Consider the following 15951-nt stretch of genomic DNA (forward strand, 5'->3'; position numbering starts at 1 on the left):
TCAACTGGGTAAAACCATGTTTTTCTGGGGTTGGTATATCTGGGCATAATAGCCTCCTCATTGAGATAAGGAGGTGTCCACTAAAACGGGGGAACTGCATTGTCCTTGTTAATGCGCTTGTTAGGTAAACTATATCTCCAAGCCTTCGTAAAGGTTAGCAAATTTGGAGTACAGGTCAGCTAGCTCGGTATTGCTAGCCAATTCACCTTCAATAAACAGATAATCAAAACGTAATCGTTGAGGGACAATTGGTGCATCAGATATAGCGTTGTCAACGAAAGGAATAATCTGCTCAAGTGACTCCGCAGATTCCGGAAACTGCATTCTTGCTGTCGAAATAAGCAACTTAAGTTCCGTTGCTATTTTCACAATTTTATCGTTTTTCACACTTCTATCCATGTGTACCTAACGCTTTAGTTAACCGGCTTGTAATGGTTGGCTTGTGTTTTTGCGCTATTTGCAAAAACTGAGACAAGCGTTACAAGTCCGATTGAACTACTTGTTAGGTGTTCAGCCCAACTCTCGCGGCTTCGCCGCCAAAACCTGAGCACTTGGAAAAACACCTAAGTTTAAATTTTTAACAATACTTAAAAGGTTAACTGGCTAATGGAAAGTAGGGCGTGGAGTCAATCCATTAAAGCTAAAGAAAATTCCCTTTAAGTATGCCTGTCTTTGATATTACAAATTGCCTGAAAGATTAACAACTTCAATGCAATACGAATGACACCTAACGCCCCAATCAGGGGCTTTTAAATAGTTGGCTAAAATAACGAACGCAGTGAGCGAGCCAACTTTTAAAAGTCCCTCTCTGCATTGGCTTGTTAGGTGTGCCTTTAAACTCTTTGTGTATTCTATGTTCTTTATACAAAAAGTATGGAACTGTTCCCTCGGCTAGACATCTGCGTGCAGAACTATATTCGCTAAAAGCTTCCAACCCATTTATGATGCCACGTTCTTGCCAGTAAACCTCATATTGACCGTTAGCTTCTATGAAATAAAGACCATCAAATGTCTCTTTTTTCCTTCTAACACCCGAGCTTATAGGTTGTTGAACTTCCCAGTTAATGTACTCTTCACGACTTATGGTGAAAACATCATAAAGTTCTTCCCAGCCAAATTTTTGCTGAAGTTCATAAACATTGAACTTTTCAAGTAAATCGAATTGTTCTTGTTTACTCAAATCCATCTGGTACACCTAACAATTTATTATCCGACAAAATGTCCAAGTTTCTGCCAACATTTTGTCCAATAACATTCTTAATGATTTTTAACCATACGCTAGGTTAATAATATTTCAAGGCTTTTTACCTTGGCTAATATAGCGGAGGATAAACTTGGACAAAGTGTCCACGATCCTGAATAGTGTTTAAATCTCCTGCTTATGAGTATAAACACAGTGTTTTTGTCTTGGGTTTAAAGCAAAAAATTTAAGAGTAATTTTTAGCGCAGGAAAAGAGATTTTTCAGGTTTTATATAGCTGAATACACTAGCGAGTTGATGGTGGGTTATTATTTACTTTAACAGCGTAACGCTGCCTATCTTGTTTACATAACATTTTGTAGTTTCTTAGCACGGAATTTAGTATTCAATTTATATTCATCATTGCAACGCAGTAAGTAAAACATTGGTGAAAATAGAGCAGCGGTAGTGCATAAACAAGATAAAGGAACACTAGATTCTTTACCTCTAATATTAATTGTTATGGTAGAAAAAAGCTTACTTAGCGAAGTTCACTAAGTAAGCTTTTATAACAATGGTTTTGAGTGATAAGTGTTAGTAACTAGTGGCTTTTTATTGTTATTGCTTTGCTAGCAGTTTTATTCACGCCAATATAGTCAGCCATTTGGCCATCTTCATCTAGGGTAAATGGCTTAACGTTTTGCTGGAACGCGGTATGCCATTCAACTAGTGCAAAGTTATCTAACAAAACATTTGCATCGCTGTTTTTCATATTCTCAAACTCAACGAGTACGCGGTAACTGCGATAGCGTATGCGCGGTGAGTCAAAGTCAACTTCAAGCGCTTGCCAATCATTACTTTGTGCAAGGTCAAACGATTTAATAAAATGTTTAGGGCTTTCGGCGTAAGCATCTAATAGCTTTTGTCCGCTTTTACGGCCCTGCCAATAAACATTCACCTTCACAGGCTTATCTGTTTTTGCTTGTAAGGTCATAGTCATTGGATTATCTGCTGCGTAAACGCGGCGAAAGTGCTTCATGCCGAATAAGCTTGTTGAGTTCTTATCTACGGTTAATTGCATCGCTTGTTTGCTTTGATAACCGCCTGTAACCAATTGCCATTGTTTAGGTAATTTGAAATTGCGCTCTGGCGCGTTAAACCAAATAAATTGTTCAAAGTCGCTGCCATTGACTAAGTTACTACCCAAACGGTATTGCAAATCATTGTTAGGTAAGTCAGTGTTTGGTAAGCCAGCGTTTGGTAATTCAACTTTTTGAACTTGCTCAGACCAAGCTTTGTACGGAATAGGCAATGTAGTCTTCTTGCTAACATCAAGGCGATATGCTTGAGCAAGCTTGCTCTTTTCACTTTGTTTTACAGTGTTTGCCGCAGAAATAACGCCATGTCCATGGTGGTTAGCAACATGGGTATTACGCTTTGCCGACAAGGTAGCGATACGAGTTAGTGCGCGATTGCGTTCGTCGTCCATTGCTGGTGTTGGTTTGTAGTCTTTTACATAAATTGGCACTAACTCTGCGCGACTAAATTCGCCGTCATCTAGCCAAACGTATAAAATGTAGCTGTGTTGTGTGGCACTAAAGTTTTGGTCGAAAATAAAGTTACCCATTGAATAGGCAATTAAATTGCCGTTATATAACTCAATACCTTGGGTGACATGTGGGTGATGTGCAACGACCAGTGCTGCGCCGTTATCTACCGCTGATTTTAAGCGCTGTTCGGTAACGCCGGTTGGCTCTTTAACGTACTCTAATCCGCCGTGATACTGCACGATAGGCAAGTTACCCTGTTGTTTGGCGCCGCTTACCGATTGTTTAATATTTTCCATATTGCCAAAGGCCGCACCACCTTGATGGGCATCTGCCGTTTGCGTGGGCTTTTTATCACCATGCCAGCCAACATAACCCAATAGTGCCAGTGGTTGGTTGTTGACAGTCATATTGTAGGGTTTGAGTGCTTCTGCTTCATTATAACCCGCACCAGAATAGGGGAGTTTGGCTTCGTTTAGAGCGTTTAGTGTTGATGTTAACCCTTCGTCCATGTAATCGAATGTATGGTTGTTGCCTAAAGTAACGTAATCAATGCCTGCCCATTGCAACGCGGTAACGGTTTCTGGCGCTGAATAAAAGGTCACCGACTTTTGCAGGCGCTGTGTTGGCTCGTCTGCCGCTAATTGAGTTTCAAGGTTAACGGCCGCGATATCGGCCAAGGCCATGTAGGGTTTTACATGCTCAACTAAGGCTTTACTGTCAGGCAAAATTGAATCAGGCTTGATAAGTACGGGATCGTCAAAGTAGGGTTTGTAGTAGCGTCTCCCCATCATCACGTCGCCGCCAAAGGCAAACATCACTCGACCGCTCTTTTTCTCAATCAATTGAAATGGTGCCTTGGTGTTAAGGTTTTTCAGCTCTTTATGACTAAAGGTATGAACGCGTTGGTAGTAGTCACCTTTGCTTAACGTTACTTGATAGTAATTTTGCTCTGGCAAATTAAGCGTGAACTCACCCTGTCGGTTCGACCGAACGTTTTGCCCGTTAATGCTGACGTCTACGCCAGCAATAGGCTGGTTGTTTTCATCTGCAACCTTTGCGCTAAACCTTGTGTCGGCATAACTAATAAATGAAGGAGACAATGAAAGGGCGAGAGTCGCCAAGCTCAATAATTTCGGCGAAAATAGTTTGCTCATGGGCTGCCTGCTGTGGTTATTTTTGTAATGATTTTAGCAGTATATCTTGGTGATAATAGTGATATCTATTCCATTGGGTGAAAAGGCTATAACTTGAAGGAATGTTTGCGCGTTAATGAAAGTTTGAGCTCGCTGGATGTGTGAAAAAGTCGCCGGACTAACCAGTTTTTTGAAAGAGCTGTGGCCTAGTGACTTATTTCGGTTGCAACGCGGAAGATAGTTAATACTTGTTTTAGCGACCCTAAATCATTAGCCTCGTTGCTGGAAAAGAAAATACCAATTGGCATTGATTGCATCGCACTGGCAAATTGTGCGGATGTCATGTTGATTCTTTCAAGGGTTAATCGATTTGCGGCAATTTCTTGTTCAATGCGATTGATAATAACGCCGAGCATATCTTCTTGCTCTTTGTCCATAAGCGCTTGGCAAAGGGAGTGACCCGCATGAACCAATTCAGTTCGAATGACTTGGCTTGATATATCGTCAAATACGCCTTGGCAGCGATTAACAAACAGGTTTTCTGTTTCTTGCCAAAAATCCCCATTCGCTTCGGCGTATTGGTTTAACGCAATATCATATTCAGCAAATTGGCGTTGTACCATGGCTTGGAACAAGGCTTCTTTTGAGCTGAAGTTTTTATAAATCGTTGCTCGTGAAATACCTGCATACCGCGCAATTAACGAGACATTACTGGCGTGATAGCCATGCTGAAAAAAGCATTCTCGTGCGGCACTTACAATTTTTCCAACTGATTTAGGCAAAACAATCAATCCAAGCGGGGGTTCATAGATGCGCTAATAATAATGTGTTGTCTATGCATAAACAATACAAATACGAAACAGGTTTACACATTATACAAATGTGTAAACCTGTGTTAGCATGCCTGTCATGATGTAAACCTAGTGTTTACACAAATTACTTTTGAGTATGGTTAAAACGGCGGGCTAGTTGCTATTAATTCAGCAAGCTATACCAAGCCCCAACAAGCGAAAAAAGGCTAACCCCAAATTGCTACCTTACTCAGCTTAAAAATTTCCATTGTTGGTATGTAACAAACTACTGGAGTTGATGTGTTTCGTATTTTAATCGTGATGATGGCGCTTACTTTACAAGCGTGTTCAGAGCAATCTGTAGAAGTGGCTGAAAAGCCACCATTAGTTGTGCAATTAACCGAAGTTAATGCAACAAATATTAATGAAGTTTATGAATTTCCTGCGATTGTTTCAGCAGTAAAAGACGTTGATGTTAAATTTGAAGTCTCTGGCCGCTTAATTGAAGAAAATCTTATCGAAGGTAGCCTAGTGAAAAAAGGTGAAGTGCTGGCGAGAATTGATCCTGCACCGTTTCGTCGTAAGGTTGAAGAAAGTCGCACTCGCCATCAAGATGCTGCTAGAGCGCTGCGCCGCATTGAAGAAGTTCATGCAAAGAACGTTGCCTCACAGCGCGAATTAGACGATGCGCAGTCACTATTTACACTCACCAAAATTGCCCTTGAAGATGCCGAGCAAGATTTAAGCTACTGCACAATTCGCGCACCTTTTGATGCCGTTATTGGCACACGCTCTATCGAAAATAACAGCTATATTCGTGCTGGTGATACCGTTGCAAATATCCAAGATCGTTCAGAGTTATATTTTTCATTTGAAGTACCCGAGCGCGTAATGACGGCCAATGCAGGTAATCGCGAAATTAAGGCGACGGCCTCGGTGATTGGTCATGAGCAGCAAGTATTTGATATTCATTATGTTGAGCATGAAACAACACCAGACCCGATTGCCCAAACCTACAAAATTACGTTTGCAATTGACGGCGAAGCGTCGGAGCTCTTTTACCCAGGTTCTCGTGCAACCGTTAAAGTAAGTGACGTTCACGAAAGCCAAGCAGCACTCGTGGTACCGTTAAATGCCCTAACTGGCAGTAAAGACAGCGGATTTTTTGTGTGGAAGTTCGATAAAAACACAAATACCGTGGCTAAGGCATCTGTTGAAATTGCTGCAATTAGCGGTGAATTTGCATTAATTGGCAAAGGCTTAAAAGCTGGTGACAAGGTTGTTTCAGCGGCTGTTCAGCAAATGCGCGAAGGGTTAAAAGTTAAAGAATATCAGGCGGATTTCTAATATGGATATCGCACGTTATTCACTTACTCGGCCGATTAATGTTTGGCTTATTACCCTGTGTTTCTTGGTTGGTGGTGTCATTGGCCTAAATGATATTGGCCGTTTGGAAGATCCTGCTTTTACCATCAAGCAAGCGGTGATCATGACCTATTATCCGGGCGCAAATGCGGAAAAGGTTGAAAAAGAAGTTACGGAGCAACTGGAAATCGCGCTGCAACAAATGTGGCAGTTAAAGCGGGTTGAGTCAGAGAGTAAACCGGGCTTTTCACGCATTACCATGGAAGTAAAATCGAACCTTGACGGACCACTGCTACCGCAAATTTGGGATGAATTGCGCAAACGTTTGCGTGATGTAAGAGCAGATTTACCGTTAGGAGCAAGCCAGCCGGTAGTGATTGATGATTTTGGTGATGTATTTGGTATTTACTACGCACTTACGGCACCAGATTTTTCTGCTTACCAAATGCGTGAATTCTCGCGCATTATTCGCCGTGAATTATTAACGGTAGATGGCGTCGCAAAAGTTGCTGTTAGCGGCATTCTAGAAGAGCAAATTGTTGCGGAAATTGACCTTTATCAAATTGCTGGTTTAGGGCTTTCATTTCCTGATATTGAACAAATTCTGGCGAGTAACTTAAAGCCATTTGCGGGCGGCCGTTTGCATGTTGGCGACAAGCAAATTCGTATTCCGGTATCTGCGGCAACTGACAAAATAGCTGAAATTGAGAATATTTCTTTCGTTTTACCTGGTCGCAATGCGTCGATCAAAATCAAAGATGTTGCGACGTTAAGTTTGCAGCCTGTTGATATTCCTTCTGATCTTAAGCGCTACAATGGCGAAAGTGCGATAACCCTAAGTATCTCGGCGCAAAACGATGTCAACATCGTGGAAGTTGGTGAGCGCATTGAAGCAAAACTTGCGAATGTACTCGCCGGTTTGCCTGCGGGTATCGATGTATCGCCTATCTACAACCAAGCTAAAATCGTTGATAAAGCGGTTGATGGTTTTATTTTAAACCTTGAAATGTCGGTTGCTGTGGTGACGATTGCGCTGTGTATTTTTATGGGCTGGCGCTCAGGTGTCGTAGTTGGTGGCACTTTGCTCGTCACAGTATTGGGCACAGTACTGATAATGTGGCTGTATGGCCTGCAACTAGAGCGTATTTCGCTTGGTGCTATGGTGATCGCGATGGGGATGCTGGTGGATAATGCCATTGTGGTTGCTGAAGGCATGATGTTGCGTATGGAAAAAGGCAAGTCCGCACTGGAATCTGCCAGTTTTATTGTAAAGCGCACTCAATGGCCGCTTTTAGGCGCGACCATTATTGGTATTGCGGCATTTAGTGGCATTGGCTTGTCTGATGACGCAACAGGTGAATTCTTATTCTCGTTGTTTGCGGTTGTGCTAATTTCATTGATGCTAAGTTGGGTACTTGCGGTGTCGTTAACGCCGTTACTAGGCAAATACTTCTACAAAGTAGCAGCAACTGAAACGGAACATGAGCAGCACTCTTTCTTTCATCGTGGTTATTTAGTCTTATTGCGCAATGCATTGCATTACCGTGGCTTGTCAGTACTTGTTTTGCTGGTGATCACTATTGGTGCTTATGCAAGTTTTGGTTTGATCAAACAAGGCTTTTTTCCACCATCTAACACTCCTAACTTCTTTGTCCATTATTGGGGGCCACAAGATAGCGACATTCGTGCAACAGAAAAGTACATGAAGGCTGGCGAATCACTCATTTTGGAAACTGAAGGTGTAAGCTCATTAACGACTTTTATTGGTCGTGGCGCGGAGCGTTTTACCTTAGTTTACGGGCCGCAAATGCCTAACGAAAGTTACGGCATGTATTTAGTGCGTGTTGACGATGCGAAAGATATTCCTCGCATTGCCAAGGACTTAGGCGAGCGATTACAAGCAATTAATCCGAACGCTAATTATTATCCAGAAGTTATGCAATTTGGCCCAAGTTCAGGAGCAAAGCTGCAAGTGCGCTTTTCAGGGCCAGACCCTGTGGTGCTAAGAGATTTAGCCGAGCAAGCAAAAACCTTGTATCAGCAAGACGGTAATATTCGAGACGTCCGCCATAATTGGCGAACTAAAGGCATGGTGTTAATGCCTGAATATGACATAAACGCAGCGGGTATGGCTGGAGTTTCGCGCAGTGACTTTAATCAAACTGTGCAGTTCTACACTAATGGGTTAACTGTAGGGCAGTTGCAAGAGGGCGATTATTTATACCCAATTGTGGCGAAAAATCGAGTGACTCAGGGGGAGTCGGGACCAGCGCAACTTAGCGAGCTAGAAAATGGTTTAGTGTGGAGTGCCAGTCAACGTACTTATATTCCATTTCGCCAGGTGAGTGGCAATACCAGTTTCGATAGTGAAGAAATGCTGATTAACCGCCGCGATCGCGTTAGAACCATAACTGTAATGGCGGAAGCAGGTTATAACGAAACGGCAGGAGCAGCGTTTAACCGTATGCGTCCACTGATAGAAGCTATTGAACTGCCTGACGGCTACCACTTAGAGTGGGGTGGAGAGTTTGAGTCTTCACGCGATGCACAAGCTGCATTGGGTAAAGGGTTACCGTTAGGTTTCTTGGTGATGTTTATTATTAGCGTGCTGCTATTTGGCCGCACTCGTCAGCCGTTGATCATCTGGCTTGTTGTGCCAATGGCGATTGTTGGTGTAGTCGCAGGTTTATTAATTGCTGATTTACCGTTTGGCTTTATGTCGTTGCTTGGTTTCTTGAGTTTATTTGGTATGTTAATTAAAAATGCCATTGTGTTACTGGAAGAAATTGATCTGCAAATTGAAGAAGGTAAAGCAAAAGGTCTGGCAATTGTTGATGCGAGCTTAAGTCGTTTACGCCCTGTATCGCTAGCTGCGATTACCACTATTTTAGGGGTGATGCCGTTGATTGCAGATCCTTTCTTTGCCGATATGTCAGTGACCATTATGGGCGGTTTAGCATTTGCAACGCTGTTAACCCTAGTCGCTGTGCCAGTGCTGTATAGTATTTTCTATCGCATTAAAGTAACTAAAGCATAAAGAAACTAAACCTAAAAGAGCTTAAGAGCTGGCTAAAAAGGCTTAGCCAGCTGACCATCTAACAAAAATGCTTCGCGGGAAAAGATGCTTGGTTGCTGACCCTGAGCAGAAAAAGCGACACTTTCGTTATTCGTTTGACAAAGCCAGAGCTGCATTTGCTCTGGCTTTTTTGATTTTATGGCGTCTGGCGTTGCAACCGCCAAGTTCACACCTCGTTCCATATCCCGATTTATATCATGTTTGTCTCGGGCTGAATAAAAGCGGATAACTTCTGTTCTTTGCTGCTGTGTTAGGTGTTTACCTATGGCTTGTGAGGTTTGGTAGCTGGTCGCCGAGCTAATGGCACTGAGGTAGTCTTGCTCGGCGAGTTTAGTTAAATCGCTGCAACGTGTTGTGCGTACTTTAACGCTAAAAATAGAGTGTTCAGATTGAATGGTACCTTCATACGGGGTTGCCATATCGTGCAAAAACACGAAACGATAATACGCACACTCTACCAATACCGTTGAGATTTGCTCAGCACCATAAAAATAGCTGGGCATTGTGATATCGCCAAAGCGTGAACCGTATTTAAGTGGTGGGTAGCGAAAAGGCGTGCTGATTAAATAGTGCAGCTCTTCAGTTGCTGGGCGATAGGCGGGTTTCACCTCATCTAATAACTGTTCAAGTAAATGTTGTTCACTTAAATCATCAACAATTTTAGTGGTTGCGGCGTATTCTTGCGTTTCAACAATGCGAAATACATGATTTGAATAGGCGGTATGCTTGGGGCAGGCAGCAATGATGTCGTTTATCATAGAAGCTCCATTTCTATGCGATTAAGGTTGCGTGTTGGCAATGTAACTAAACTAAGTAACAGTAACGAAGCTATATAACAGTACCGAAGCTATATAAAGTAACGAAATAGCGCTACCGGAGTTAGCGGACGTTAAATTTTGCCGCGCATTGCATCTAAATATTGATTGGTCCGATATAAACCTTCAATGGTCGGGCAAATTTCTGCTGGGATTCCATTTAAGGCGTTATTATGTGTGCGATACCAATGTTGCATAAAAGCTTCATCACCACCTGCTATCGCGAAAAGTGAGCGATACAAACGGATAAAGTGCAGCAAAATTTCACCTGTTTTAGATTTAGGCGAGAATCCTTTGTGTTGATTGCGTGAAAGCGTTGAGGCATTAACGCCAGAAATAGCGACTTTTTCTTGTGTTGATACATTGAGTGACTGACAGGCATTGTTAAACGCTTTGATGATCACGTGCGCTTCACTGCGTTGTTGATCGGTATTGTGATGATCATCAGCGCCAGAATATATCGCTTGGCTTGACGAATTTGTGTCAAATTTCGGAACAGCAGTCATTAGGCCTCCTAAATGCATATGCAAAGTTTGGTATAAAAAATGTGCAAATGCAAGTTTTGAGGTTGGCTGCTGTAGGAGCAAGTGAACCTTAAAGCCAGCTATAGGAACTTACTCAGAGCTGAGGTTATTTACTTTCTACGATTGAATTGCGCACTATAAGGCTAGGCTCAAAAACGCGTTCAATTGATAAGTCTTTACGCTTATAAATATCGGTTAGCACCATTTTAGCGGCCATGCGACCCATTTTTTCAACAGGGTTATCAATGGTGGTCAAAGTAGGGTAGAGGTAGTTGGCAAAAATAACATTATCGAACCCGATCACCGATAAATCGTTGGGCAGTGTATAGCCGTGCTCACGTGCATACTTCATGGCACCAGATGCCATTTCGTCATTCGCACAAACGACAGCGCTAAAACTCAATTGATTGTCGATAAAATGCTTTAATCCTTCACTGCCACCAGTTTCCTTGAAGTCGCCAATGAACAATAAGTCGCTATTAAATTCGATTCCATGTTCTTGCAGTGCGCGCTTATGACCTAGCAGTCGATTGCTGGCATCTGCTTTAAATTGTGGTCCTGCGATGTAAGCAATGTTGTTATGGCCGTGATCAATCAGCGCTTTTGTTGCCAAATAACCACCAACTTCATTGTCTAAGCTAATGCACTTTTCTTTAAGCTGCTCAACATAGCGGCTAAGTAGATAAATAGGCGTATTGCCTTGGCTAACCTCGACTAAGTAGTCATCTGTTACCGCTTCAACATGAATGATAATGGCGTCGCAATTACGGCCCATTAAAAATTCGATACCGTCTTTTTCTCGGTCTTCTTCTGAATGCCCAGTAGTGAAGATAACGTGTTTACCTGCGGCTCTTAGCTCTGATTCAATACCAGCCATCATTTGACCAAAGAAAGGACCATGTAGCTCAGACACCATAATACCCACCGAGTCACTACGGTTTGATGCTAGCGAACGGGCGCTTGCATTGGGTCTGTAACCAAGCTCATTCATGGCATCAAGCACTTTTTGCTTGGTTTTATCGCTAACACGCGCATTATTATTCATTACGCGAGAAACCGTTGCGAGTGATACACCAGCTAATTTTGATACTTCATAAATCGTTGCCATGAGCGCTACTAACTACCTTGCTGTTGTTCTTTGACCAAATGGCCGGCAATCATACCTAAGATAATCTTTGTTAACCAGAGGTTAATGCATTGTGTTTTAGCTTGCCTTGGATCGTTTCTAGTTTATTTGATGTTAAGGTGTAGCGGGTCATGATCGCCGCAACTAAAAATGAACCTAACGCCGGTAATACCGTAAACGATAACAAAATACCTTGCTGGGTTGCTTCGGTTTGGCCAACATCTGGTTGATATTGATAGTAAGCCAGCAACCAACCGGCAATTGCGCCACCAAGAGCTACCCCCATTTTGATGAAAAAGATAACACCAGAATAAACCAGCCCAGTAATACGAATGCCCGTTTTTTCATGACCGTAATCTATGGTGTCGGCCATTTTGGCCCACAGCAGTGGTGTTGCCATGTCGAGGAAGAACTTCCATAAAATAAAAGCGACAAAAGCGAGTACCAGTTGATCGGCACCAATAAAGAAACTTAATAAGCAAATGGTCGCGGCAATAAACTGAAGGCTAATATAGGCCTTAATTTTACATACCCGCTTAGCCAGTGGTTGTGCGAGCGCACAGCCTACCATACTGGCAACCACCCCTAGGGTCATAAATGAAGTGATCAAGTCTTCACGCCCTAGGTAATATTTGACGTAGTATACGGCTAAGGTAAATCGCAACACTTGCCCGGTGAGTAAAAATAGCGCGGCTAAACAGAGGATTCGCCATTGATCGTTTTGCCATAGTGATCGAGCGCTTTTTAATAAACTCACTTCTTGCTCTTTTGGCTGTTCGATACGCTCTTTAGTGCCGATAAAGCACAATAAAAACATAATCAGCCCCATGGTACTCATCGCAGCCATCGTGTACTGATAGCCCTTAGCGTTATCTCCTTGTCCGAAAAACTCCACTAACGGCATGGTGCAACCTGCGACAATAACGCCGCCGAGCATACCAAAGACAAAACGATACGATTGCACGGTGACGCGCTCTTTGGCATCAGCCGTTAATACGCCGCCAAGCGCACAATAAGGAATATTGATTGCCGTGTAGGCAATCATCAACAGCGTATAGGTAGTAAAGGCATAAACCAGTTTACTGGTACCTTGCAAGTCAGGAGTGGTAAATGCGAGCACACTGATAATGGCAAATGGCAGCGCTAGCCAGAGCAGGTAAGGGCGAAAGTGTCCCCATTTAGTGTGAGTGCGATCGGCTAGTGTTCCCATTAATGGGTCGGTAATCGCATCGACCACGCGCACAACTAAAAACATGGTACCAACTACCGCTGGCGATAAACCAACAACATCAGTGTAGTAAAGCATTAAAAACATCATGACCGTTTGGAAAATAATGTTACTCGCGGTATCGCCAAGGCCATAGGCGATTTTTTCACGTACACTAACGCTGCTGTTTGCTGTCATTTGTATTACCTAAGTTTTATACCTAATTATTATTTTTATCGGTGCTTTTTTTAAGGTCGGCTTAAAATCAAATCACGATAGGCGAGGCCACTTTGCTTTATCGTACGTTGTTGCGTGTCATAATCAACATGAACAATACCAAAGCGTTTTAGATAGCCCTCAGCCCATTCAAAATTATCCATTAAGCTCCAAGCAAAATAGCCTTGAACATTAACGCCTTGCTCAATTGCATTGTTCACCGCAACTAAATGCTGCTGGTAATAGTTTAGGCGATCTAGGTCGTTAACTTGTCCATCAACGAAGGTATCAGCCATTGCCGCGCCGTTTTCGGTAATGTAAATCGGCGGCAGTTGGTAACGGGTGTTTAAATCCGTAAGTAACTTAGTAAACGATGAAGGGTAAATCTCCCAGCCGATGGCGGTTATTGGTGCTGGTGGTGGTAGTTGTTCAAAAATTTCTTCATCATGCGAGGTATAAATTGCACGTGTATAGAAGTTAATACCAAGGAAATCTAGCGGCTGACTAATAATCTCAAAGTCACCATCAAATACTTCAGGCTGTTGCGACTTTGGCAAGTCGTCAATAATTTCTGGATAAGCTTTATCAAGTATCGGCTTGATATACCACTGGTTAAAATAATCATCCGCGTAATTCGCTGCTGCTTGATCTGCAGAGGTTTCTGGATAACAAGGAGTGAAATTCAGCACAATGCCGTTCATAGTATTTGGGCTGTTTTTTTGTAGCACTTTCATTCCTAAACCGTGCGCTAACAGCAAATGGTGAGCAGCTTTCTTGCCAAACTCTTTACCTACTTTGCCCGGCGCATGAATACCCACTTCATAACCAAGGTAGGCACTACAGAAAGGTTCGTTTAGCGTTGCGTAAGAATGAACACGATCGCCAAATGCTTTGGTTACTAGCTCGACGTATTCTTGGAATTTGTAGGCAGTGTCTCGGTTTAACCAGCCACCATTGTCTTCAAGGTGCTGTGGTAGATCCCAGTGGTAAAGGGTGACAAAAGGCTTAATATTGCGTGCAATTAACGCATCTAAAATAGCAATGTAAAAGTCCAAGCCTTGTTGGTTAGCAGAGCCATCTTGGTTCATGACTCTAGGCCATGAAATTGACAAGCGATAGGCGTCTACCCCCAATGAATCAATAAGCTCGATATCGTCTTGCCATTTTTCGTAATGGTTGCAGGCGATAGCGCCATTAGAGCTGTCGGCAATTTTGCCTTCGGTGGCACAAAAAGTGTCCCAAATACAAGCTAACCTGTCGTCAATACCGCCTTCAATCTGAAATGAAGCCGTTGCAACACCATAAACAAAATCCTTATTTAACATGGTTGAGTTAGCGGGTAGCTCTAGTTTATTCATTCACTTTTACCTATTTAATTGGGCACATTATCTGCGACCATTTTGAATTACGTTATACTGAGTTCAAGAAAGATTGAAAGCGCTTACAAATGTATTGAAAAACAACCCTTGTTGGTTTTTAATAATGGGGAGTGAAAGCGCTTACATTGATTAGAGTAGTAGTTATCAACTCTAACGTCAATAAATTGCGTGAAAACGCAGGGCGCGTAGCGACGTATTTCATGTTACTGCATATCGTGCGCTAGTGTCGCAAGTTGCTTTCTCTACTATTACAAAAATTCATAATTAAGGGGGCTGTATGGCAGGTGCATCTGCGGTACCAGAGACGAATAACACTAAGGTAAGTGCAAGCGGTGAAAACTACCGATTTGCGCTTACATCATTGACTTCACTGTTTTTTATGTGGGGTTTTATCACTTGCCTTAATGATATATTGATCCCGCATTTAAAAGCGGTGTTTGATCTAACCTACACACAAGCCATGTTGATTCAATTCTGCTTCTTCGGGGCTTACTTTATTGTGTCAATTCCATCGGGTGTATTGGTTAAAAAGCTCGGTTTTCAAAAGGGTATAGTGATTGGCTTAGTGATCGCTGCTGTTGGTTGCTTAGGTTTTTATCCCGCAGCCTCTTTGCAAAGCTACCCAGTGTTTTTAATAGCACTCTTTGTGTTAGCAAGTGGTATTACTTTATTGCAAGTTTCTGCCAATCCTTATGTCAGTATCCTTGGTAAGCCTGAAACTGCTTCTTCTCGATTAACGATGACACAAGCGTTCAATTCATTAGGTACGACAGTGGCGCCTTTCTTCGGTGCATTCTTGATTTTAGAGCAAGCGGCAACAGAGGTCGGTAATGCGGCGGCAGGTGCAGAAGCAGTGCAGATGCCTTACGTTTTGTTAGCTTCTATGTTGCTGTTATTGGCAGCAATTTTTGCATACTTAAAATTACCTGTTGTAGAACAAGTAGAGACAGATGAAGACAAAGCGGTTTCTGGCAGTGCTTGGCAATACAGCCACTTAGTGCTAGGTGCTATCGGTATATTTGTTTACGTGGGCGGTGAAGTCGCAATTGGCAGTTTTCTTGTTAGCTTTTTAAATCAACCGGATATTGCGGGTCTAGAAGAAGCGGATGCAGCCACTTACATTGCCTACTACTGGGGCGGCGCTATGGTGGGTCGTTTTATCGGCGCTGCGGTGATGCAAAAAATCGCTGCGGGTAAGGTATTAGCGTTTAACGCTGCATTTGCTGTGTTGTTTGTCCTTGTGGCTATTTTCACTAAAGGCGACTTGGCGATGTGGGCAATCTTGGCGGTTGGCCTATGTAACTCGATAATGTTCCCAACGATTTTCAGTTTAGCTATTACCGGTCTTGGTAAACATACCTCACAAGGTTCGGGGATTTTATGTTTGGCTATTGTTGGTGGTGCAATTATCCCAGTATTCCAAGGTATGTTGGCCGATTCTATGGGCGTTCAGCTGTCGTTCTTCTTACCTATTTTCTGCTACCTCTATATTGCTTACTACGGCTTAATTGGTCACAAGCCAAAGCAGGCAGTTAAACAAGTATAAAAGCAGATATAGCAAGGTTTAAACAAGGAAGCCCGTCATCATGA

Annotated in this window: 12 protein-coding genes; 3 read left to right on the forward strand and 9 right to left on the reverse strand. The window is 42.7% G+C overall.

Annotation, left to right across the window (positions count from 1 at the left end; all coding sequences use genetic code 11):
- Nucleotides 1-129: 129 nt before the first annotated feature.
- The 4 genes from ACSLUR_RS18455 to ACSLUR_RS18470 form a co-directional block, all read right to left on the reverse strand.
- Nucleotides 130-387: a hypothetical protein gene (locus ACSLUR_RS18455; protein WP_448556755.1), complete on the reverse strand. Its 258-nt coding sequence runs from the start codon at nucleotides 385-387 to the stop codon at nucleotides 130-132.
- Between the two features lie 352 nt (nucleotides 388-739).
- A complete protein-coding gene (locus ACSLUR_RS18460; RefSeq protein WP_448556756.1) occupies nucleotides 740-1186 on the reverse strand; it encodes a hypothetical protein in 447 nt (148 codons plus the stop codon).
- A gap of 594 nt (nucleotides 1187-1780) precedes the next feature.
- Nucleotides 1781-3883: a CapA family protein gene (locus ACSLUR_RS18465; RefSeq protein WP_448556757.1), complete on the reverse strand. Its 2103-nt coding sequence runs from the start codon at nucleotides 3881-3883 to the stop codon at nucleotides 1781-1783.
- Nucleotides 3884-4068: 185 nt separating this feature from the next.
- Nucleotides 4069-4644, reverse strand: a complete 576-nt coding sequence (locus ACSLUR_RS18470; protein ID WP_448556760.1) for a TetR/AcrR family transcriptional regulator — start codon at nucleotides 4642-4644, stop codon at nucleotides 4069-4071.
- A 309-nt stretch (nucleotides 4645-4953) separates the two neighbouring features.
- On the opposite strand from ACSLUR_RS18470, the gene ACSLUR_RS18475 reads away from it, so the two are divergent.
- Both ACSLUR_RS18475 and ACSLUR_RS18480 read left to right on the forward strand, forming a co-directional pair.
- Complete coding sequence (locus ACSLUR_RS18475; protein WP_448556762.1) at nucleotides 4954-6000, forward strand: efflux RND transporter periplasmic adaptor subunit; 1047 nt, start codon at nucleotides 4954-4956, stop codon at nucleotides 5998-6000.
- Nucleotide 6001: 1 nt separating this feature from the next.
- On the forward strand, nucleotides 6002-9055 hold the full coding sequence (locus tag ACSLUR_RS18480; protein ID WP_448556764.1) for an efflux RND transporter permease subunit: 3054 nt from the start codon (nucleotides 6002-6004) through the stop codon (nucleotides 9053-9055).
- A gap of 32 nt (nucleotides 9056-9087) precedes the next feature.
- Here the strand turns inward: ACSLUR_RS18480 and ACSLUR_RS18485 are convergent, their stop codons facing one another.
- The 5 genes from ACSLUR_RS18485 to ACSLUR_RS18505 form a co-directional block, all read right to left on the reverse strand.
- Entirely contained in the window at nucleotides 9088-9852 is a 765-nt protein-coding gene (locus tag ACSLUR_RS18485) for an RES family NAD+ phosphorylase (protein ID WP_448556765.1), read from the reverse strand.
- A gap of 131 nt (nucleotides 9853-9983) precedes the next feature.
- Nucleotides 9984-10415, reverse strand: coding sequence for an MbcA/ParS/Xre antitoxin family protein (locus ACSLUR_RS18490; protein WP_448556767.1), 432 nt, complete (start codon nucleotides 10413-10415; stop codon nucleotides 9984-9986).
- Between the two features lie 124 nt (nucleotides 10416-10539).
- Entirely contained in the window at nucleotides 10540-11541 is a 1002-nt protein-coding gene (locus ACSLUR_RS18495) for a LacI family DNA-binding transcriptional regulator (RefSeq protein ID WP_448556769.1), read from the reverse strand.
- A 70-nt stretch (nucleotides 11542-11611) separates the two neighbouring features.
- A complete protein-coding gene (locus tag ACSLUR_RS18500; RefSeq protein ID WP_448556771.1) occupies nucleotides 11612-12964 on the reverse strand; it encodes a glycoside-pentoside-hexuronide (GPH):cation symporter in 1353 nt (450 codons plus the stop codon).
- 50 nt (nucleotides 12965-13014) lie between these two features.
- Nucleotides 13015-14340 (reverse strand): GH1 family beta-glucosidase, encoded by a 1326-nt coding sequence (locus ACSLUR_RS18505; protein WP_448556772.1) that lies wholly within the window; start codon nucleotides 14338-14340, stop codon nucleotides 13015-13017.
- 298 nt (nucleotides 14341-14638) lie between these two features.
- Here ACSLUR_RS18505 and ACSLUR_RS18510 point away from each other — a divergent pair, with 298 nt between their 5' ends.
- The gene (locus ACSLUR_RS18510; protein WP_448556774.1) at nucleotides 14639-15907 is read left to right on the forward strand and encodes a sugar MFS transporter; all 1269 of its coding nucleotides are present in this window, start codon (nucleotides 14639-14641) and stop codon (nucleotides 15905-15907) included.
- The last annotated feature ends 44 nt before the right edge of the window (nucleotides 15908-15951 follow it).

It is taken from the genome of Thalassotalea montiporae (assembly GCF_053485855.1).

Bases quoted from the DNA above. Each gene is read 5' to 3' on its own strand.
- ACSLUR_RS18460 (WP_448556756.1), bottom strand. From the start codon at position 1,186: ATGGATTTGAGTAAACAAGAACAATTCGATTTACTTGAAAAGTTCAAT.
- ACSLUR_RS18485 (WP_448556765.1), bottom strand. From the start codon at position 9,852: ATGATAAACGACATCATTGCTGCCTGCCCCAAGCATACCGCCTATTCA.
- ACSLUR_RS18465 (WP_448556757.1), bottom strand. From the start codon at position 3,883: ATGAGCAAACTATTTTCGCCGAAATTATTGAGCTTGGCGACTCTCGCC.
- ACSLUR_RS18495 (WP_448556769.1), bottom strand. From the start codon at position 11,541: ATGGCAACGATTTATGAAGTATCAAAATTAGCTGGTGTATCACTCGCA.
- ACSLUR_RS18480 (WP_448556764.1), top strand. From the start codon at position 6,002: ATGGATATCGCACGTTATTCACTTACTCGGCCGATTAATGTTTGGCTT.
- ACSLUR_RS18510 (WP_448556774.1), top strand. From the start codon at position 14,639: ATGGCAGGTGCATCTGCGGTACCAGAGACGAATAACACTAAGGTAAGT.
- ACSLUR_RS18500 (WP_448556771.1), bottom strand. From the start codon at position 12,964: ATGACAGCAAACAGCAGCGTTAGTGTACGTGAAAAAATCGCCTATGGC.
- ACSLUR_RS18505 (WP_448556772.1), bottom strand. From the start codon at position 14,340: ATGAATAAACTAGAGCTACCCGCTAACTCAACCATGTTAAATAAGGAT.
- ACSLUR_RS18490 (WP_448556767.1), bottom strand. From the start codon at position 10,415: ATGACTGCTGTTCCGAAATTTGACACAAATTCGTCAAGCCAAGCGATA.